17 protein-coding genes and 2 tRNA genes are annotated in these 21,126 nt (G+C 63.6%); 11 read left to right on the forward strand and 8 right to left on the reverse strand.

The annotated features are described in order from the left end of the window. Positions 1-22 precede the first annotated feature (22 nt). Genes priA through ftsH form a run of 7 tightly spaced genes read right to left on the reverse strand, consistent with a single transcriptional unit; the run spans position 23 to position 9,286 of the window. Positions 23-2,413, reverse strand: a complete 2,391-nt coding sequence (gene priA / locus Q8O35_RS10715) for a primosomal protein N' (protein WP_305573098.1) — start codon at positions 2,411-2,413, stop codon at positions 23-25. A gap of 17 nt (positions 2,414-2,430) precedes the next feature. Then, the gene (gene galU / locus Q8O35_RS10720; protein WP_305573100.1) at positions 2,431-3,306 is read right to left on the reverse strand and encodes a UTP--glucose-1-phosphate uridylyltransferase GalU; all 876 of its coding nucleotides are present in this window, start codon (positions 3,304-3,306) and stop codon (positions 2,431-2,433) included. 30 nt (positions 3,307-3,336) lie between these two features. Next, the gene (gene glmM, locus Q8O35_RS10725) at positions 3,337-4,692 is read right to left on the reverse strand and encodes a phosphoglucosamine mutase (protein ID WP_305573102.1); all 1,356 of its coding nucleotides are present in this window, start codon (positions 4,690-4,692) and stop codon (positions 3,337-3,339) included. A gap of 30 nt (positions 4,693-4,722) precedes the next feature. Then, positions 4,723-5,631, reverse strand: coding sequence for a CdaR family protein (locus tag Q8O35_RS10730; RefSeq protein WP_305573104.1), 909 nt, complete (start codon positions 5,629-5,631; stop codon positions 4,723-4,725). Between the two features lie 2 nt (positions 5,632-5,633). Continuing rightward, entirely contained in the window at positions 5,634-6,383 is a 750-nt protein-coding gene (gene cdaA, locus Q8O35_RS10735) for a diadenylate cyclase CdaA (protein ID WP_305573106.1), read from the reverse strand. Between the two features lie 9 nt (positions 6,384-6,392). Continuing rightward, a complete protein-coding gene (folP, locus tag Q8O35_RS10740) occupies positions 6,393-7,238 on the reverse strand; it encodes a dihydropteroate synthase (RefSeq protein ID WP_305573198.1) in 846 nt (281 codons plus the stop codon). 26 nt (positions 7,239-7,264) lie between these two features. After that, positions 7,265-9,286, reverse strand: coding sequence for an ATP-dependent zinc metalloprotease FtsH (ftsH, locus tag Q8O35_RS10745; protein ID WP_305573108.1), 2,022 nt, complete (start codon positions 9,284-9,286; stop codon positions 7,265-7,267). 376 nt (positions 9,287-9,662) lie between these two features. Here ftsH and cooS point away from each other — a divergent pair, with 376 nt between their 5' ends. From cooS to Q8O35_RS10800, 11 genes are all read left to right on the forward strand, one after another. Then, positions 9,663-11,558, forward strand: coding sequence for an anaerobic carbon-monoxide dehydrogenase catalytic subunit (gene cooS, locus Q8O35_RS10750; RefSeq protein ID WP_305573110.1), 1,896 nt, complete (start codon positions 9,663-9,665; stop codon positions 11,556-11,558). A gap of 101 nt (positions 11,559-11,659) precedes the next feature. Then, on the forward strand, positions 11,660-12,499 hold the full coding sequence (locus Q8O35_RS10755; RefSeq protein WP_305573113.1) for an ArsA-related P-loop ATPase: 840 nt from the start codon (positions 11,660-11,662) through the stop codon (positions 12,497-12,499). Between the two features lie 34 nt (positions 12,500-12,533). Beyond that, entirely contained in the window at positions 12,534-13,172 is a 639-nt protein-coding gene (locus Q8O35_RS10760; protein WP_305573115.1) for a Crp/Fnr family transcriptional regulator, read from the forward strand. A gap of 75 nt (positions 13,173-13,247) precedes the next feature. After that, positions 13,248-13,341, forward strand: a tRNA-Sec gene (locus Q8O35_RS10765). A 120-nt stretch (positions 13,342-13,461) separates the two neighbouring features. After that, positions 13,462-13,537 (forward strand) — tRNA-Val (locus Q8O35_RS10770). A 68-nt stretch (positions 13,538-13,605) separates the two neighbouring features. Next, positions 13,606-14,073: a tRNA (cytidine(34)-2'-O)-methyltransferase gene (locus Q8O35_RS10775; protein WP_305573118.1), complete on the forward strand. Its 468-nt coding sequence runs from the start codon at positions 13,606-13,608 to the stop codon at positions 14,071-14,073. Between the two features lie 76 nt (positions 14,074-14,149). Then, positions 14,150-15,169: a dTDP-glucose 4,6-dehydratase gene (rfbB, locus tag Q8O35_RS10780; RefSeq protein ID WP_305573120.1), complete on the forward strand. Its 1,020-nt coding sequence runs from the start codon at positions 14,150-14,152 to the stop codon at positions 15,167-15,169. Then, complete coding sequence (rfbD, locus tag Q8O35_RS10785; protein ID WP_305573122.1) at positions 15,166-16,086, forward strand: dTDP-4-dehydrorhamnose reductase; 921 nt, start codon at positions 15,166-15,168, stop codon at positions 16,084-16,086. Before rfbB ends, rfbD begins: the two co-directional genes overlap by 4 nt. A gap of 43 nt (positions 16,087-16,129) precedes the next feature. Beyond that, complete coding sequence (locus Q8O35_RS10790) at positions 16,130-17,161, forward strand: glycosyltransferase family 1 protein (protein WP_305573124.1); 1,032 nt, start codon at positions 16,130-16,132, stop codon at positions 17,159-17,161. 17 nt (positions 17,162-17,178) lie between these two features. Further along, positions 17,179-18,030, forward strand: coding sequence for a TatD family hydrolase (locus tag Q8O35_RS10795; protein ID WP_305573126.1), 852 nt, complete (start codon positions 17,179-17,181; stop codon positions 18,028-18,030). Continuing rightward, the gene (locus tag Q8O35_RS10800; RefSeq protein ID WP_305573129.1) at positions 18,030-18,488 is read left to right on the forward strand and encodes a PaaI family thioesterase; all 459 of its coding nucleotides are present in this window, start codon (positions 18,030-18,032) and stop codon (positions 18,486-18,488) included. Before Q8O35_RS10795 ends, Q8O35_RS10800 begins: the two co-directional genes overlap by 1 nt. A gap of 28 nt (positions 18,489-18,516) precedes the next feature. Here the strand turns inward: Q8O35_RS10800 and Q8O35_RS10805 are convergent, their stop codons facing one another. After that, a complete protein-coding gene (locus Q8O35_RS10805) occupies positions 18,517-21,096 on the reverse strand; it encodes a cyclic nucleotide-binding domain-containing protein (RefSeq protein WP_305573131.1) in 2,580 nt (859 codons plus the stop codon). Between the last annotated feature and the right edge of the window lie 30 nt (positions 21,097-21,126).

Genomic DNA, 21,126 nt, shown 5'->3' on the forward strand with positions numbered 1-21,126 from the left:
CACATCTTGTCGAGGCTTTGACTCACAGCATGTTCACGGGATCGAGATCAAGTTCCAGGCGGAAGGCTTTCGGCACAGCCCCTGCGCGGGAAAGGGCGCTGTACAGGCTGCGTATGGACTGCCAGTCCGAACATTTCAGCAGACAGTTGAAGCGCTTACGCCCTTTCAACTGGGCCAGTGGGGCCGGAGCCGGGCCGAGGACATCCACGCCCAGGGGCTTCGCCGTCTCCCGCAGAGTCTTGCCGAAAGCCTGAAGACATTGCTGCAAATGCTCGGCGTCAACCGGACAGCTGAGGCGCAGAAGCGCCAAGCGGGTGAAGGGTGGATAACGGAAGCGCTGGCGCTGGGCAATCTCGCGTTCGTAGAACCCGGCGTAATCTGCGCCTAGCACAAAATGCCAAAACGGATGCGCCGGATTACGCGTTTGGATGAGCACCTGGCCGGACTTCTCACCCCGGCCCGCACGCCCCGACACCTGCACCAGCAGTTGAAAGGTGCGTTCGGCCGCCCGGTAATCCGGCAAATTGAGGCCCATGTCGGCGTTGGCGACCACAACCAGCGTCACGCCTGGAAAGTGGTGCCCCTTGGAGAGCATCTGCGTGCCCACCAACACCTGGGCCTCGCCCGCGGCAAAGCGACGCAGAATCTCGTCCAGACGCTCTTGCCTTCGCGCGCTGTCGCGGTCCATGCGCAGCACTGAAACCTTGTGCCCCAGTGTCTGCTGGAAGTATTCCTCGATGCGCTCAGTGCCATCGCCCATGGGCACGAACATGGTGCCGCCGCACTTGGCGCAGGGCATGGGATAGGGATGGGTAAAACCACAGTAGTGGCAGGTCAGCCGTTCACGCAACTTGTGGTAGGTCAGTCCAACCTGGCATTCCGGGCACTTGGGCACTTCCTCACAGGACATGCAGTACATCACCGGCGCATAGCCCCGGCGGTTCAGCATGACGATGACCTGCTCCCCGCCTTCCAGCGCGCCACGGATGGCCGCGAGAGACTCCGGCGCAAAGGGCTCGTCGGCCTTGGCCCCGGAAATATCCACCAGACGGACAGCGGGCATGGGACGGCAGCCCACCCGACGCGCCAGGGCCTGCAACGGCAGTTGGCCGTTTTGCGCAGCATGAAAAGTCTTCACGTCCGGCGTGGCCGAGCCAAGCACGAGCAGCCCGCCGGACCGCCGGATGCGCGTGAAGGCCAGCTCCTTGGCATGGTAAGGCAGGCGCTCCTCCTGCTTGTAGGATTCGTCGTGCTCCTCATCAAGCACCACCAGCCCCAGATTGCGCAAGGGCAGAAACAAGGCTGAGCGCGTGCCCACCACCAGCACCGGCCCGCGCGCAGAGGCCACGCGGGCAAAGGTTTCCTCCCGGCGGGAAGGGGTCTGGTAGCCGTGTGAGAAGTAAGCTTCGGCATCGGGAAAGGCCGCGCGAACCTGCCGCCACAACTGGCTGGCGAGCGCCACCTCCGGCGCCATGAGCAGCGCCGAGCGGCCCAGAGCCAGAGCTCGGCGGGTGAGTTCCAGATAAATGTGCGTTTTGCCGCTGCCAGTGACCCCGTGCACCAGGGACATCCGCGCCTCCGGGCTTTCCAGGGCGGGCAGCAGTTCGTCCAGGGCGGCGCGCTGTTCGTCCGTTGCGGTCAAGGCCAAGGGGCCAGGCGCGCACTCGGGAGGATCAGGCGTTATGGCCGGAACATCGTCCAGGGACTCAGCTGCCTCGTCAGGATCGCCCAAACGCACCAGCCCGGACAGGGTCAGGCGTTTCAATGCCTGCTGGCCAGAATCGCCGAAGACCGCGCGCACTGCGCCCAAACTCATGGGGCCGGACTCGAACAGACGCTCCAGCAGGCGCAACTGGCTCACGGCATTGGGCCGCACGGGCCAAGGCGGATCTGCCGCCAGGCAGGCGTAGAGTTCCTGGGCCTGCCTGCGCAGACTGATGCGCACGCGCATGCGCCCTTCCGCCCAGGCGTGGGCCAGGGCGGTCAACTGCTCCGGCGTCATGGCGGCCAAAGCCTTGGGCGCCAGGCTGCGCGCAAAGTCCTTGTGATCAACGTCGAAGCGCACCTGGGCCGTGCGCAGGCCGCGCGGCAAGATGAGCTCCAGCACGCGGCCTGGATGGGCCATGTGCCTAGCGGCAAGGTCGCGCACAAGCTCAAGGGTGTCAGGGTCGAGGACCGGGGTCTGCTCCAGCGGCCAGAGCAGCGGCTTGAGCTCCACGCCCTCTGGCGGGTTATCACAGGGGCGCTCTAGCACGCCCACGCGCAGGCCCCGGCTCAAGGGAGCAAGGACGCGCAGGCCGGGCACGGGCTCGGGCAGCCAGTGGGGCCAAAGGTACGTGAGCGCGGCATAAGGCGGGCTGGCCAGCCAGACCTGCCAAATGCCCGGCCCGGAGGCCTGCCTGGGGGCGGCCATGCTGCCGGTCCCGGCCCCTACCGGCCCTTGCAGGGCACGAGTTCCTGGATGCGCCGCACAAGGTCGTCGTGCAGATCCTCGTCGTGCAGGGCGAAGTAGATGTTGGCCGTGAGGTATTCCACCCAGTCGCCAGCGTCGAAACGCTGTCCGCGCAGCTTCACCGCCAGCAGGCGATTCTTGCTCGCCAGGCCTTGCAGGGCGTCGGTAAGCTGTAACTCGCCGCCCACTCCGGGTTCAAGCTTCTCCAGGTAGTCGAAAATGTCTGGCGTGAGCACATAGCGGCCCACTATGGCAAGGCGCGAAGGGGCGGTGCCCAGGGCCGGTTTCTCCACCAGGCTGCGCACGCGGTACACGCCGGGGCGGTACTCCTCGCCATCGATGATGCCGTAGCGGTCAACCTTGTTCTCGGGCACCTCGATGACGCCCACAACGGCCATGTTCTCGCTCTTGGCCACATCGAGAAGCTGCTGAATGCCGGGCTTCATGCCAAACATGAGATCATCGCCCACCATGACAGCAAAGGGCTCGTTCTTGCAAACCTCGCGCGCGCAAAGCACGGCATGGCCAAGGCCCAGCTGGATCTTCTGGCGCACGGCGATGATCTCCACCATGTTCGCCACATCCCGGACCTCCTTCAGCAGCTCGGTCTTGCCCTTGCGCTCAAGCAGGTTCTCCAGGGTCAGGTTGTGGTCGAAGTGGTCCTCGATGATGGTCTTGTTCTGGCTGGTGACCAGCACCACGGTGTTGATGCCAGAAGCCTGCGCCTCCTCCACAACGTACTGCACCACCGGCTTCTTGAAGATGGGAAGCATCTCCTTGGGGATGTTCTTGGTGGCGGGAAGCGAGCGGGTGCCCCAACCTGCAACGGGGATCACGACCTTGCGCACGTCCATGGGCTTTCTCCTCCTGATGCTGCGGCGAAGCTAGGAACGCAGGCTGCGTTCTAGAAGCTGGGCGATATCGCCAGCGTACTGCTCAACCTTGGCCTTGTCCTCTCCCTCCACCATGACCCGAGCCTTGGGCTCTGTGCCGGAATAGCGCAAGAGCACGCGGCCTCGGCCACGCATCTCGGCCTCCACTGCGGCCACGGCCTTGCCGACTTCCGGAAGATCCTCGAAGGGCACCTTTTTCTCAACACGCAGATTGACCATAACCTGAGGAAAGGGCTCGATGAGATGGGCCAGAAGCGACAGGGGCAGATTCTTCTGGCACATGATGCGCAGGAGCTGCAATGCGGCAAGGGTCCCGTCTCCGGTGGTGGAGTGGTCCATGAAGATGAGGTGGCCGGACTGCTCGCCGCCCAGCACAGCGCCCTCGCGACGCATGGCCTCCACAACGTAGCGGTCGCCCACCGGGGTCCGCAGAAGTTTCCCCCCCTGGTCGCGCATGAACATTTCGAGCGCCATGTTGCTCATGACCGTGGCCACAAGCAACCCGCCCGCCAGCTTGCCCTGCTCCAGCATGTCCTGAGCGCACAGGGCCATGATCTGGTCGCCGTCCAGCACCTTGCCCTGCTCGTCCACCACGATGAGCCGGTCAGCGTCGCCGTCCAGCGCCAAGCCTATGTCAGCGCCCACCTCGCGCACCTTGGCCGCGAGCTTGTCAGGGAACAGCGAGCCGCAGCCGTCGTTGATGTTCACGCCGTTGGGCGTAACGCCCATGGTGATGACCTCGGCCCCCAGCTCCTCAAAGACCTGGGGCGCACCGCCGTAGGCTGCGCCATGGGCGCAGTCCAGCACGATCTTCATGCCGGAAAGGGTCATCTCCCGCGGGAAGGTGTGCTGCAGATACACGATGTAGCGGCCCCAGCTGTCCACGATGCGCTTGGCGCGCCCCACGCGGTCCGGTGCGGGGAAGTCCCAGACCGGGCTCTCGGCCAGCACCATGGCGGCGATTTCGCTCTCCACTTCGTCGGGCAGCTTGAAGCCCTCATGGTCGAAGAACTTAATCCCGTTGTCGCTGAAAGGATTGTGCGAGGCGGATATGACCACGCCCAGATCCGCGCGCATGTTGCGCGTAAGAAAGCTGATTGCCGGAGTGGGCATGGGGCCCACAAGGAACACATCCATTCCGATGGCGCAAAACCCGCTGGTGAGCGCGGTTTCGAACACGTAGCCGGACAGGCGCGTATCTTTGCCGATGATGACTTTGTGCCTGCGCTTGCCGTTGCGGAATTTCTGCCCGGCGGCCAGGCCAAGGCGCAGGGCCACTTCCGGGGTCATGGGATATTCGTTGACGCGGCCGCGCAGGCCGTCGGTGCCAAACAGCTTTTCACGCATGAACTGGGGATCTCCTCACGCCAAGGGGCGCTATTTGCGAATGGTCACGCCGACGGTTTCCGTTTCGCGGGAAAGCACGCGGAACCCGTCAGGGGTTGTCAGTTGATACCGCACAGGATGGCGTCCGGGCTTGAGTCCGCCTGGCAATACCACAACGGCGGTCAGGCCCTCGATGTCGCGCCCGGCTTCGGCTTCGCGCAGCAGGGGCACCGGCCCTTCCACCTGAACACGCACGTAGCTCTGGCTGCTCTTGGCCTGCAGGCCGGGGCCAGCCTCCAGGATCACAGGCACGCGAACCCATGCGGTCTTGATCTCCGGGCCGAAGCGCAGGCTCACCTTCACCTGCCCGGGGTTGGCTTCAACGCCCTCGGCCAGCTTGATGGGCACGTCCTCGGACCACAGGGACGGCGGGTCTTCGAAATCGAGCTGCACGGACACGCGGGCCTGAGTCATCTGCTTCACCTGGCGCTCGGCCCCGCGCACCTCCACAACTTCGGGATGCGTCTTGATCTCAATCAGGCGGTAGTCGGGCCGCAGCGAGCCGCGCCATTCGGCGATGACCGGAACCTCTTTCTTGGCGATGCGGTCCACGGTTAAAAGCAAGCGCGAAGGCTTCACCTCAACCACCTCATACGCCATGGAGAGCGGGATGCGCTCACGGTCGATATCCACCAGATTTTCGCCGACCTTGAGGCGGCTAACATCGAGGGAATAGGTCCACTTGCGGCGGTCCAGCGAGCGCACAAGGCCCTTGGGCCCACGCACGCGCACCTCGATCTTGCTTACCAGGCCTTTGCGGATGGTGAGTCCTTCGGGCGCATTGGTCATCTCCACGCTCATGTCCACCCAGGCCTCGACCTTCTCCCGCCCGGTAAGCAGGTACCAGGTGAGGATGGCCAATGCCAGGGCGATGGCGATATCCTTCCAGTTCTTGAGCACGGCTACCGCTCCAGGGCGTTCTTGATGACCCGGCGCAGGCGCAGATCATTCAAGGAGGTTGTGAGGCGTCCGCCCATGGCGATGGACACCGTGCCGCGCTCCTCGGAAACAACGATGGACAAGGAGTCGGACTCCTCGCTGATGCCCAGCGCCGCGCGGTGGCGGGTGCCGAAGAGGCTCTGCGCCTTGAGCTTGGAGGACAGGGGCAGAATGCATCCGGCAGCGGCAATGCGGCCACGTCGGATGATCACCGCGCCATCGTGCAGGGGGGTGCCCACCTGAAAGATCGTCGTCAGCAGCGAGGCGGTTATGACGGCGTCCAGGGGAACGCCGCGCTCAACCACATCGCCAAGGGGCTCATAGCGCTCAATGACGATGAGCGCGCCCACCTTGGCCTTGGCCAAAGCCATCACCGCCTGGGACAGCTCTTCCACAATGGCCTCGGAGAGCTGCGGCTTTTTCCAGAAACGTCCTGCGCCCATCTGGGCCAGCGCCCGGCGCAGGTCGCCCTGGAACAAGATGATGACAATGAGCACTATGGAGCCGAGGAAATTGGTCAGAAGCCAGTTGAGGGAATAGAGGCCAAGCTCGTTGGACAGGTAGTACACGAGCAGGACGAGCACCAGGCCGTAGATCACCGCCACGGCGCGCGTTCCGCGCACCAAGTGGATGATGTAGGCGTAGATGGCCGCCACAAGCAGGATGTCCAGGGCCTCGCGCCAGGCCACGTTGAACCCGATGAGATATTCCATCCACTCGCCTTATGCCGATATTGCAGCTGCCACCAAAGCGGCTTGGCGCGAGAGCGCCACTTCATGCACACGATGCACCAGCACGCCGCGCGCCACCAGCAGGGCCGTGGCAGTGGCCGTAGCCTGCTGCCGTTCCTGCGGGCCAAGCCCAAGGAGTGTGCCCCAGAGGGCCTTGTTCGACAAGCCCATATATACCGGGCGGCCAAATTTTCTAAAACGCTCTATACTGCGAAGAATCGCCAGATTGTGCTCAAGCAGTTTGCCAAAACCGATGCCGGGGTCAAGCACGATGTTGGCCTCCGGGAGCCCTGCGGCAGTAAGCACGTCCAGCCGCTCCTCAAAAAATGCGCAGATGTCGTCCACCACGTCGCCGTAGCGCGGGGCATTCTGCATGGTGCGTGGTTCGCCCTGGCTGTGCATGAGCACATAGCCGGGCTTGTACTGGGCGACAACATCAAGCAGAACGGGGTCGAAGCGGCAGGCGGACACGTCGTTGACGATAAGCGCCCCGGCTTCGAGAGCAGCAGCGGCAACCTTGGCTTTATATGTGTCCACCGCCAGCACGGGAAAAAGACCCGGCAGGCCGTCCATGTCTCGCAGCTGCAAGGCGGCAAGCTCGCGAATCACCGGCACCACGCGCGCCAACTCTTCGGCTTCGGACACCTCCAAAGCGCCAGGGCGGGTGCTCTCACCGCCAACATCCAGGATGTGCGCACCGTCATCAATGAGCCGGCGCCCCTGCAAAACAGCGGCGGCGGGAGCAACATGCCGCCCGCCGTCATAAAAGGAATCTGGCGTGGCATTAATGATGCCAGCCAACAAAAAGGGGGCAGGGCCGAGCACCCTGCCCCCCATCACGGTCCACGTTTCCGCGCCGAGCACTAATCTTCCTGGTCAGGCTTGAATGGCTTCCTGGGCGGGGTCGGCGCGACCTCTTCCAGTTTGAATTCCGCTTCAGGCTCCTTGGCAGCGCCAGACTCGGCCTGAGCACCAGTCGACGCAGCCGCCTGGCCCTCGATCGGAGGCGTGTCGCCGAACTTGCGGCTCATGTCCTCGTAAACCTTGGCCGCACGCCGCACGCTGCCTTCCTCAACCGGGGGCGGCAGAATCTCGCCGCGCATGAGCATGTCGATCTCGTCGCCGCTCAGGCTCTCGCGCTCAAGCAAGGCCTCGGCGATCTTGTGCAAGTGTTCCATGTTCTCGGAGAGCAGCTTCTTGGCGCGCTGGTAACCATCATCCACAAAGCGGCGGATCTCCGCGTCGATGAGCCGGGCGGTATCGTCGGAGTAGTCCTTGTGCTGCATGAAGTCGCGGCCAAGGAACACCTGCTGCCCATCGTCGCCGTAGCTCATGGGGCCGAACTTGTCGCTCATGCCCCACTGGCAGACCATGTTGCGGGCCATCTTCGTGGCGCGCATGATGTCGTTGCTGGCGCCCGTCGTGAGCTGGTTCAGCACAAGCTCCTCAGCCACGCGACCGCCGAAGAACATGGCAAGCGTGTTCTCAAGGTATGTGCGAGAGTAATTGTGACGGTCATCCACGGGCAGTTGCTGAGTAAGCCCCAGGGCCATGCCGCGCGGAATGATGGTCACCTTGTGCACAGGGTCGGTGCCGGGAATGAGCTTGGCCACAAGGGCGTGTCCAGCCTCGTGATAGGCCGTGGTCTTCTTCTCCTCGTCGGAGAGGATGATGCTGCGGCGCTCCTTGCCCATGAGGACCTTGTCCTTGGCTTCCTCGAAGTCCGTCATGTTCACGCGGTCCTTGCCCATTTTGGCGGCATGGAGCGCAGCCTCGTTGACCAGGTTCTCCAGGTCCGCGCCGGAGAAGCCTGGCGTGCCGCGGGCGAGGATGTCCAGATCGACTTCCTCGGCGAGAGGGCTTTTCCTGGTATGCACGGCCAGAATGCGCTTGCGTCCGCGCACGTCCGGGGTGGGCACCACCACCTGGCGGTCGAAACGGCCAGGACGAAGCAGCGCAGGGTCGAGCACGTCCGGGCGGTTGGTGGCGGCGATGAGGATGACGCCGTCATTGGACTCGAAGCCGTCCATTTCAACGAGCAGCTGGTTAAGGGTCTGCTCGCGCTCATCGTGACCGCCGCCCATGCCGGTGCCGCGCTGGCGGCCAACGGCATCAATCTCGTCGATGAAGATAAGGCAAGGCGCATTCTTTTTGCCCTGCAAGAAGAGATCGCGGACGCGCGAAGCGCCAACGCCGACAAACATTTCAACAAAGTCCGAGCCGGAGATGGAGAAGAACGGCACGCCGGCTTCGCCCGCAACAGCTCGCGCAAGCAGCGTTTTGCCTGTGCCCGGAGGGCCGACGAGCAGCACGCCCTTTGGAATGCGCCCTCCAAGGCGAGTAAACTTCTTGGGCTCGCGCAGGAAGTCGACGATTTCCGACAGCTCCTCCTTGGCCTCATCCACGCCTGCAACATCCTCGAAGGTCACCTTTTGAGTGTCCTCGCTGATGAGCCGGGCCTTGGAGCGGCCAAAGTTCATGGCGCCCTTGCCGCCGGCCCCGCCTCCCTGCATTTGGCGCATGAAGAAAATCCACACGCCGATAAGCAAGAGCATGGGGAACCACGACACCAGAAGCGTCATGTACCAGGGGGAATCCTCTGGGGGTTCTGCAGTCACCTGGATCTTGCTGCTCACAAGCGAGGGCACCAGGTTCGGGTCGTTGGGCGCAAAGGTTACGAACTTTTTGTCGCCGGTCATGACGCCGGTGATCTTTTGGCCCTGAATCTTGACAGATACGACCTCTCCGTCCTTTACCCGCGTGACGAAGTCGCTGTATGACAGCTTGAGCTGCGGCGCGGGTGACTGGCTGAAAAGGTTGAAAAGGACGACCATTACCAGGGAGATGGTCGCCCAGATGAGCAGATTCTTTGTAAAGCTATTCAAGAGGAGAACCTCCAATGACGGGCTTGCGCTGTGGGTCGGTATCGGATCGTAAGCCGTTGCAGACGGGCTGTTTCCCGGCTCAAGAACCTGCCAATGGACTGCAAGATAAGCCATACGTGCGAAAAAGCAAGGGGCCAACATCCAAGCCGACCCGCGAAACCTACCTCTTAATTATTCCCTTCCTTCCTCCTCAGCATTCCTTTCAGCTCAAGCCCAATATCCTATCATTAAAATTCCAAATGAACGCAAAACAGAGACATCACTGTCAGCCAGACGACAGACCTGTCGACCTCGCTGGGCAATAACCACATCATACTCGGTCCACGGCAACGACCATATGCACACATCAGCCAAGCCCACCCGGAGGAAGCCCCCCATGCTCAAGGAACGCAAGGAACTGAACATCGACGACATGACCATCTGGGACGACGCCAAGGAAATGATAGCCAAAGCTCGCGCCGAGGGCATAGCTACGGCCTGGGACCGCTTACAGGCCCAGACGCCGCACTGCAAATTCTGCGAATTGGGCACCACCTGCCGCAACTGCACCATGGGTCCCTGCCGTATCAGCAGCAAACCAGGCTCAAAAATGCGCCTCGGCGTCTGCGGCGCTGACGAGCACGTCATAGTGGCCCGAAACTTTGGCCGCTTTGTGGCTGGCGGAGCCGCAGGGCACTCGGATCATGGCCGCGACTTGATCGAGGTGCTGGAAGCCATCGTGGAAGGTCAAACAGCCGACTACTCCATCCGCGACGAAGCTAAACTGCTGCGTATCTCCGTCGAGCTGGGCATTGAGTGCGAGGGCCGCGAACTCAATGACGTGGCCCGCGACCTCATGGGCATCTGCTACGCCGACTTTGGCAGCCGCAAGCGGGAGCTGGCATTTCTTTCACGCGTGCCGCAGAAGCGAAAAGACATCTGGGCCAGGCTCGGCATCACCCCGCGCGGGATTGACCGCGAAATTGCTGAGATGATGCACCGCACCCATATGGGCTGCGACAACGACGCGCCCAACACCATGCTTCACGCCGCGCGCACGGCCCTGGCCGACGGCTGGGGCGGCTCCATGATTGGCACCGAGCTTTCCGATGTGATATTCGGAACGCCCACGCCCCGCCGCTCAACCACCAATCTCGCCACCATCAAGAAGAACATGGTGAACATCCTGGTGCACGGGCACAACCCAGTAGTGTCTGAGATGGTCCTGGCCGCCGCGCGCGACCCCGAGCTCATTGCCAAGGCCAAGGCGCTGGGCGCTGCTGGCATCAACATCGTCGGCCTGTGCTGCACCGGCAACGAACTGCTCATGCGCCAGGGCATTCCCATGGCGGGCAATCACCTCATGACTGAACTGGCCATCATCACCGGCGCGGTGGAGGCCATCGTGGTGGACTACCAGTGCATCATGCCGAGCCTGGTGCAGATCTCCCACTGTTACCACACAAAGTTCTTTGATACGGCGAACAAGGCCCGCTTCACCGGGGCCATCCACTACGACATCCATCCGCACAACGCCCTGAGTCAGGCCAAAGAGATGGTAGGCATCGCGGTGGACGGCTTCGCCCGGCGCGACCCGGCCCGCGTGAATATTCCCGGCGAGCCCGTGGACATAATGACCGGCTTCAGCAACGAGGCTGTCATAGCCGCCCTGGGCGGCAGCCTCACGCCGCTCATCGACGCCATCAAAGCGGGAAAGATCCGCGGCGCGGTGGGCATCGTCGGCTGCAACAACCCAAAGTTCCAGCAGGATTCCATGAACGTGGGCCTGGCCAAAGAACTCATCAAAAGGGACATACTGGTCATCGTCACCGGCTGCGTGACCACGGCGGCCGGCAAGGCCGGGCTGCTGGTGCCCGAGGGCGCGGGCATGGCCGGGCCGGGCCTCCAGGCCGTGTGCGGAGCCTTGGGCATTCCGCCCGTGCTGCACTACGGCTCCTGCGTCGACAACTCGCGCATCCTTCAACTCTGCGCCGCCCTGGCCAACGAACTTGGGGTGGACATCAGCGACCTGCCCGTTGGCGCAAGTTCGCCCGAATGGTACTCCGAGAAGGCGGCGGCCATCGGCCTCTACGCCGTGGCCAGCGGCATCTACACCCACCTGGGCCACCCGCCGCACATACTGGGTTCGAGCGTGGTCACCAACCTTGCCGTGTCCGGCCTTGAAGGCATGGTTGGCGCCAGCTTCGTCATCGAGCCCGACCCGGTGAAGGCGGCGGAACTCTTCGATGCGCGCATCCGAATGAAGCGGCTGGGCCTTGGCCTGCCCGCTTAGTTTCTGATTCTTGATCCTCCTCCTTGGGCTGGCCGGAGTGTACTCCTCCGGCCAGCCAGCAACAAACGGCATCAGACGGCGAGTTGGCCAGGAGCGGCAGTATGAAGATCGCATTCGCGGGAAAGGGCGGCGCGGGAAAAACGAGCATGGCGGCCTGGCTGGGCGATCACCTGGCCCGGCGCGGCGAAAGCGTCTGGCTGGTGGACGCGGACACGGCACTGTCCCTCGGCCAGGCCTCGGGTCTCGACCCGTCGGCCCTGCCCGCGCCACTGGCTGAGCGCGAAGACATCATTCGAAGCCACATCGGCCAGGGCTACATGAGCCTGAATCCGGATGTTTCGCACCTACCTGAGACGCTAAGCGTGGAGCTGCCCCTGGGCGGGCCTGCGCTTCCTGGCGTACAGCCCGGCCAGAAGCGCCTGCTGGTCATGGGCGCCATCGGTGGAGAAGGCGGTTGCGCCTGCGCCGCCAACGCCCTGCTCAAGGCCGTGCTGGCACACCTGATTCTTGACCGCCGAGAGTGGGTGCTGGTGGACATGGAGGCTGGCGTGGAGCACCTTGGCCGGGGCACCGTGGCCGATGTGGATGCCCTTGTGGTGGTCAGCGAGCCCAGCCTGCGTGCGCTCTCCACCGCCAGCGAGATCTCGCGCCTGGCACGGGGCCTGGGGCTTTCCAGGCAGATGCTGGCCCTCAACCGCTGCGATGCGCAAGAGGCTCCGCCCGCGCACCTGGACCTGCCGAAACACATGCTGCGCGTGCCCATGCTGAAGGGCCTCAAGCAGCGTCAGCTTTCCACGGGCAGCGTGCTCGGCCTGCCGGAGGAGGCCCTGGTGAGCGCCCTGTGTGACGAACTGCTGATCTGCCTGTGCGGTCACTCAAACGCGCCTAGCCTGCTCCAGAACGCCGGGGTCGCCGTGCCTGCCGCGCACCAATCCCCCTGAATACAACATTGAAACAAAGCAGGAGGGCCGCGACATGATGCAAAGCGGCATCGACATCTTGACGACCCTGAAGCAGCCGGGGATGGAAGCGCTATCGGGCTGCTTCCAGACACGCAACTTTACCCGCAAATCGCAGATATTCCTGCCGCAGCACAGCGAAGATATCATCTTCATCGTGGGTAAAGGCAGGGCGAGGCTCTACCTGGCATACGAGGACAAGGAGTTCACCTTGGCCATCCTGGAGCGAGGCGATGTCTACAGCACCCATACGCGGGCCTTTGTCTCCGCCCTTGACGACACGCAGCTTCTCTGCGCAGAGACCTCACAGGTGCGCCGCCACATGCTGTCCCTGCCGCAGTTCACCGGGGCCATGGTGCGCGTGCTGGGCGAGGTGCTCAAACACTCCATCAGCATCATCGACGACCTGGCCTTCCGCGACGTGCAGACCAGGCTGGTGCGTTTTCTGCGCTTCGTGGCCTCCCAAAGCGGCGAAACCCAGCCCGGCGGCGGCGTGCTGCTGAACCTGGGTCTTACCACAGAGCAGTTCGCCAGCCTGCTCGGCACCACGCGCCAAACCCTCTCAACCATGTTGAACATTTTGGAGCGGGAAGGTCGCGTCGAACTTCGCAAGCGCGGCAGCATCTTCATCCCCAGCCTGGACTTGCTGGGCTAGAGAAAACGGCGCTCCCGTGCGCGCTTGCGGCCTTGCGCAGCCCGGGCAAAGCGGTTACACGTTTGAACCCGGCACGGAAGCGTATCGTCACCGGTGTGGCGCCCAGACTTCAAATCTGGTGTGTGGTCGAGAGGTCACAGGTAGGTTCGACTCCTATACGCTTCCGCCATCTTGCGCTTTGTGCCAGTTGAGCCATTGGCGCGCAGGGTGCCGAAGCGGAAATTTTGCGGGCTCCCGCAAAAAATGCTTGCCAAGGAGACGGGGGTTGCCTTAAAGAGTCCTTCCCAACGGGCGATTAACTCAGCGGTTAGAGTGCCACCTTCACACGGTGGAAGTCCCGAGTTCAAATCCCGGATCGCCCACCAGGAGAAATCAGCCCCGCCTCGCGGGGCTTTTTTCGTTCTGAGTCCCGGCCTTCTACACAGGAAACATCATGCGCATCGTGCTCTACCAGCCGGAAATTCCGCCCAACACCGGGAACATCGCCCGGCTCTGCGCGGCAACTGCCACCCCGCTTCATCTCATCGAGCCGCTGGGCTTCAAGATCGACGACAAGCATCTGAAACGCGCCGGGCTGGACTACTGGCCAAACGTGAACCTTTACGTGCACCCACACTGGGCCGCCTTTGAATCCGCCCTCATATCGGTGGGGCCGAGCCGCGTGGTGCTTACCAGCGCGCGCGGCGGCGTGCCGCACCATGATTTCCGGTTCGAGCCCGGCGACGCCATAGTACTTGGGCCGGAAACGCGCGGTCTGCCGGAATTTCTTTTCGACCTCTGCCCGCTTCGCGTGCGCATCCCCACCCTGGACACAGTGCGCAGCCTGAATCTCTCCACCGCGGCGGGAATCCTGCTGTACGAGTCTCTGCGCCAGACAAACGGCCTGGGCGCCTTGTCCTGAGGTTTGCCCAACGCCCTTGCACACGGGCCAACCAGCGGGTACTACACGCTGAACCATAAAGCATAAGGAGCGACTCATGCGCCTTCTCGTCACCGGCGGCTGCGGATTCATCGGGGCCAATTTCCTCTACGCCATGCGCCAGCGCCACCCCGACTGGCAGCTCGTCAATCTGGACAAGCTCACCTACGCGGGCAACCTGGGCAGCCTGCGGGCCCTTGAGGCTGAGGCGGGCAGCGCCTACGTCTTCATCCATGGCGACATCTGCGACCGCGACCTGGTTTCCGCCCTGCTGGCGGAGCATGCCGTCGACGCAGTGGTGAATTTCGCGGCTGAAAGCCATGTGGATCGCTCCATCGACGACCCCGCTCCCTTTGTGGTGACCAACGTACTGGGTGCGCAGAACGTTTTGGATTGCGCCCGGCGCGCCGGAATCAAGCGCGTGGTGCATGTCTCCACGGACGAAGTTTACGGTTCCCTGGGCGAAACAGGACAGTTCCACGAAAACACGCCCCTGGCGCCCAACAGCCCATACTCGGCCTCCAAGGCCGGGGCCGACCTGCTGGCCCGCGCCTACCACGAGACCTACGGCCAGGACGTGGTCGTCACCCGCTGCTCCAACAACTACGGCCCCTACCAGTTCCCGGAAAAGCTCATCCCCCTCATGTACACCAAAGCCATCAAGGGCGAGCCTTTGCCCGTATACGGCGACGGCCAGAATGTACGCGACTGGATCTTCGTGGATGACCACTGCCGGGGCGTAGAACTGGCGTTGTTAAAGGGACGTCCGGGGGCAGTGTACAACTTCGGCGGCGCGGCGGAGATGCCGAACATCGAAGTGGTGCGCACCATCCTGCGCCTCACCGGGCAGAACGACAGCCTCATCCGCTTCGTCACCGACCGCCCCGGCCATGACCGCCGCTATGCCATGAACTTCGACCTGGCGGAGCGTGAGCTTGGCTTTGCCCCGTCCGTCACCTTTGCCGAGGGCATGTCGCGCACCATCGCCTGGTACCAGGCCAATTCCGTGTGGCTGGACGAGGTGCAAAGCGGCGCCTACCTCAAATTCATGGACCGCTGGTACAAGGAGCGCTCATGAGCCTGCCCGAAAAAGCGCTGGTCTTCGGCGGCAGAAACGGCCTGCTGGGACGCGCCGTGGTTGACGCGCTGGCCGCTGCCGGTGTTGAGGCCATACCCGTTTCCAACGCCGACGTGGACTACTTCGACGCCGACGCCCTGGACGATTTCCTGGACACCTTCGAGCCGCCCCTTTCCGACGAGGACTACGACCCGGCCACGCTTTGCCTGGTCAACGCCGTGGCCTACACCCAAGTGGACAAGGCCGAGGACGCCCCAGAGGAGGCTTACCGCCTCAACGCCGCCCTGCCCGCCCTGCTCGGCGTGCTGGCCGAAGAACGCGGCCACAGGCTGGTGCATTTTTCCACGGACTTCGTTTTCGACGGCGCCAAGCGCACCCCCTACCTGCCCACTGACGCCACGGACCCGCTGTCGGTCTATGGCGCTTCCAAGCGGGCAGGCGAAGAGGCCTTGCTGGCCCTCGACATCCCCGGCCTGCTCATCCTGCGCACGGCCTGGCTCTTCGGGCCGGGCAAAATGAACTTCGTGCAACGGATGATTGAACTGGCAGCCGAACGACCAGAACTCAGCGTCGTGTCAGACCAGTTCGGATCGCCCACATACACCCTTGATCTGGCCGCGCTGACCGTGGCGCTGCTGAAAAACGGAGCGGCGGGCCTTCTGCACGCAGCCAACTCCGGCCCGGCCACCTGGCATGAGCTGGCCTCCGCGGCAATCGAACTGGCCCATAGCCCATGCAAGGTGATCCCCATCCGCACCAGCGGCTACCCCACCCGCGCCAAACGCCCGGCATACTCTGTGCTTGATCTCTCCGAGACCGCACGACGGGCGGGATACACGCCTCGACACTGGCGCGAAGCCCTGGCGGAGTATGTTGCGAAGCTCTTGGCCGAAGGGGCGGCCCAGCCACAGCCCTGAGCCCGGCTTGCCAAAGCCCGGCGATTGTGGTTTGCCAATGGTCATGCGGACATTCTTCTTTCTGCCGCCCGTGCGCCAGGCCGCCGGAGGCATCACCGTCATCCGGCGCATGGCCGCCTTCCTTACAGCCTCGGGCCGCGAGGCCTTTCTTGTCCCGCGCGAAACGTCCGGCCAAGGCCAGGGCTGGTCTCCCTCCGAGGCCTGGGTGGATGCGCCCGTGGTCCCCTGGGACCAGCTCCAGCTCACCCCGCAGGATCTCTGGGTCGTGCCGGAAGGCTGGGTCAACGCCCTTGCGCCCGGCTTCAACGCAGGCGCCCGCTGCCTGGTCTACGTGCAGAACTGGGCCTACCTGCTCTCCGCCTTGCCGGAGGGAGTCAGCTGGCGCAAGCTGCCTGTGATTTTCGCCGCCGTGTCCGACCCGGTGGCGCAGTTTGTCGCCGCCACCACCGGCCAGAGCGCGCCCGTACTGCGTCCTGGCATCGACACAAACCTTTTCCGCGCTCCCAAAGCAAAGCCCGACCCGGCCGATGGCATCCGCATCGCCTGGATGCCGCGCAAGAACAAAGCCCTGGCTAAACAGATTCAGGAAACATTCCAGAACCTGGACGAAGACCTTGCCGCACGATGCGATTGGGTGGAGATCTCCGGCCTGCCCGCCTCCGGCGTGGCCGAGGCCCTGGCCTCCGCGCACATATTTCTGGCCACGGGCTTCCCCGAGGGCTGCCCCCTGCCGCCCCTTGAGGCCATGGCCTGCGGCTGCCTGCCCGTCGGCTTCATGGGCTTTGGCGGCGCGGACTACATGCGTCAGGCGCTCGCCGCTGACCAGGACCCTGCTCCCTTCGCCCCCTGGTGGCCGGTGCGTGATGTCCCATGGGGCGGCAACGGCCTCTGGAGCGCCGACGCGGACATCCTGGGCGCGGCCCTGCACCTGAAAACAGCCGCAACCTGGGCGCTTGCGGATAGTCCCAATCTCTCCACAACCCTGGCCAATGCCCGCGCCACCGCCGACGCATACACCTTGGACATCCAGCGCCACAGCGTGCTTGAGCTCTGGTCGCGCCTGGAAACCACCTGAGAAGAACCCAGAGCAGCATGTCAAAAAAGAACAAGCCCCCCCGGCCAGAGCCGGAGACCCTCGGCCTGCCCCTGGCCGGAGTGGATTCCCACGCGCACATGGACCTGGACGACTTCGACGCCGACCGTGAAGATCTTCTCGACCGTGCCCGCGCCTGCGGCGTGTCCCGCATCGGCAACGTGTTTCTCGGTCCGCAGGCCTACCACAAGAACCGCCATTACTTCGACCACAGGCCGGAGGTGTTCTTCATCCTCGGCATCCATCCTGGCAATGCCGACCAGTGCACGCCGGAAACGGTGGAAGCCATGCGCCAAGCCTTTGCCGCAGACCCGCGCCTCAAGGCCCTGGGCGAAATCGGCCTGGACTACTACTGGGACGACCACCCGCACGAACTGCAACAGCAGGTGTTCCGCACGCAGTTGGCCCTGGCCGCAGAACTCGGCCTGCCCCCGGTGATTCATTGCCGCGACGCGTCAGACAGCCGCAACGCCTTTGACGACACCATACGCACGCTTGAAGACGCCGGCTTCAGCGGGCGCAAGCTTTTGTGGCACTGCTTCGGCGGCGATGCGTCCCAGGCGCGGCTGGTTCTGGACCACGGCTGGCATGTGAGCATCCCCGGCCCAGTGAGCTACGGACGCAACAGCGCACTGCGCGAAGCAGTGGAGACGATCCCCCTTGAGCGCATGCTGATCGAAACAGACTGCCCGTACCTTACCGCCGAGCCCTGGCGCGGCAAACGCAATCACCCGGCCCTGGTTGGCTTTACCGCAGCCTGCGTGGCCGAGGTCAAAGGCCTTGCGTCAGAGGCTGTTTGGATCGCCACAGGCCGGAACGCCAGCTCCTTTTTCAATCTGGAGGACAGCTGATGACCACCCCGCACCTGACCAACGCCGAACGCGCCGAACGTTACGCCAGGCTCAAGCGTTTCTTCAACAACCGCGACAGATTGTGTATGAATCTTGGCATTCAGGTGACGGACGTCAGCCTGGGTGTGGCCACTGCGGCCATGACCATTGAGGAGAAACACCTGAACGGGGCGGATGTGGCGCAGGGCGGGGCGATCTTCACCCTGGCGGATCTGGCCTTTGGCGCGGCTGCCAACTCCCACGGCACCCTGGCCCTTGGGGTCAACGCCAGCATAGCCTTCACCAAGGCTGCCACCTGCGGCAGCAGCCTTACTGCACACGCGCGGGAGACCGCCGTTTCCGGCCCCCTGGCGACCTATGTGGTGGAAGTCAAAAACGAGGACGGCGAGACCATCGCCACCTTCCAGGGCACAGCCTACCGCAAGCGCGAACGCCTCGACCTTTCCGCCTGGGGTTGAACGCAGGGTAGAGAGACCGCCCAGACACCTACATTTGGGCAGCCCGGTTCTTGGCGTTTTCCTCGGCAACGCGCTCGGCCAGGAGGGTAACGATGAAGCGGTTCACCGCCGCCGCCAACTGCGGGGCCTTTTGCTGGATAAGCGTGAAGCGCTCCACCGAAAGCTTGAACGCAACGCAGCGCTCCGTGGCGATGACTGAGGCGGAGCGCGGGGCGTTGGTATAAATGCCCATTTCGCCGAACACGGTGCCCGGTCCCATCTTCTTCAAACGCAAAAGCTTGCCGCCCGGCAACGCCAGCTCCACCTGCACCTTGCCAGATTGGAGGAAATACATGCAGTCCGAGGCTTCGCCCTGCTGCATCAAGCGATGCTTCCTGGGCACCTCAACCCGCTCCAGGCACTTCATAAGCGCAGGCACCAGCCGTGGATCCGGGAAGGTTGCCGCCAGCAACTCCTCCAAGGTCGTCTGATGCTGCTCCTGTAATCCATCTCCAGCTTCAGCCGCGACTCCGGCTAGAATCGCGTCCTCGCAGAACTCTAAAGCATAGTCCAGGTTCAATGCCACGCGGCACACGCCTCCGGAATCATCCATGCGATAGCCCAACCCCTCAAGATGCTCCTCAAGCTCCAAAGGCACGCTGGTGAGATAGAGCAAAAGCCCGCGTTGCCGCGCCAGGGTCTCCAGCCGTCGAAAGCCGGTGGAGGCAGAGGCACCAAGCCCGGTGACGGCCCCGAAATCAAGCAGCACGTAACGCAGGGACTGCGAAGCAAGCCGGTTGGCGACGATGCGCCAAAGGTCGTATAACGTGCCCAAAAACAAGAATCCCTGAAGCCGCAGCACAAGGATCTGTCCCCCGCGCTCCCGCAAGGTTCGACGCTCAGCGGGTGAGCGGTCGACATTGCTGTGATATACGTCGCCGCTTTGCGTAAAGCGAACCCCCCCACCGGAAACGGCGCGCGCAAGGCTCAGCATTGCTCCCAGGCCCAGGGTGGCGAAAACGCCCAGCACCGGCCCCAAAAACGCCACCATCAGGCATGAGGTCCAGGCAGCGCGATTGTCATCCTTGCGCGACAGTGGGTTGCGAGCATCGCGCAGCAACCAGCTCACGGGCATGACGAGCCCCATGGCCAGCAGGATGCCCAGGGGGACAAATGTCGGAATATGCTGCAAAATCGGCTGTCCAGCCAACAGAAAGCCAAGGCACGCGAGACCGACGGTGAACCCGGCCAAGGGCCCGGCGGCTCCCAGAGCCCGCAGCCCCAAGCTGCCGGAAAGCGACAAGGATGAAGGCAAAGCCCCCGCAAGGCCGGATAGCAGGGAGGAGGCGCCGACCATGCACATCTGCTTATCCGGGTCGGAGTCGCGCTCAAGAACAGACTCCAAAATGGGCGTGCGCATGAGTGAAGGGAGAATGGCGACAACAACCGCTGCGGCGAAGAAGTCAGCGCGAGAGGCCAGCGCCGGCCAATCGATGTGCGCCAGATGCTGCGCTTGAAAAAGACCCGGCAGCGCGCTCAGGTCCAGCATTGGCGGAAGACCCGGCTGTGCGGCGGCCAGGACGGCCAGGCCAGACAATGGCCCGGTGGTCAGCCCTGGCACCAGATGAGGGAACACGGCCAGCAGATTCCAGACGCCAATGGTCAGCGTAGCGAGCAAAAGCGGCCAGATGAGGCCGCCCAGAGTCATTTGCACCAGAAAATATGCCGCGCCGAAGCCCACGGCAGGCCCCCAGATATGCGACGCGCTGGCAAGAGCGTTGGGCACTTCGACGAGCGGCAGGACGGTAAGAGCGGCCAAGGCCGGGTCGACCTGAGCCATAACCTCAAGCCACGCCTTGACCAGCAGCAGGCCAAAGCCTGCAAGCATTCCGCCAAGCACCTCCGACGGCAGAAAACGGACTCGCTCCGCAAGTCCAAACCGTGACAGCAGCACCCCAAAAGCACCGGATAAAAGCACAGAAAGAGTCAGCCCCGCCACAAGGGTTGCGGTCAAGGTCGCCCCAGATACATGGCCCAGGAGATCCGCACTCAAGACCCCCAGAAGCAGAAACACCGACACCGTCGCTGCGGGGTCCGGCCCGCCAAGGGCGACGGGCAGCCTTCCATGCAGGGCAAAGAACACGGAGCCCAGCACTGCGGGCACGAGGGTGAGCACCAGCGCGTGCGGCGTGAGCCCGGCTGCGGTGTTGACCGTGAGGGCCAGCATGGCCAGAGCCATACAGACCAGCAGTTCGTAGCCGCCGCCGACAATGCCGGAAAAGAAGTTCACCAGCAAATTGCCGGAAAAGAAATGGCGCAGATGCCCCATGGTGGTTTCAAGCCGTGGGCCTGCATCCACGGCCAGAGCTCCAGGGCTTTCCGCTGGCGTTGCGGAAACGGCCTTTGGCGGTTCGGCCTCAACCAGATCGTCCAGCTTTACGTCGTCGACGCCCGGCTCGGGCTGCGGGGGACGCACCACCTTGCCATGCTGCCCACATTGGGGGCACTTGGCCTCGCGTCCAAGGAGCTGTTCCGGAAGAGCCTGGGTGTGGCCGCATGAGGCGCAGGAGAACATAGCCCCGCCTGGTGCCGCTGCGTGATCGAGATCTGTATGCTTTTCGTCGGACACTGCGCCCTCCGCACTTGGTGGCGTCACATG

Source organism: Humidesulfovibrio sp. (assembly GCF_030689645.1).
Lineage (GTDB): Bacteria > Desulfobacterota > Desulfovibrionia > Desulfovibrionales > Desulfovibrionaceae > Humidesulfovibrio.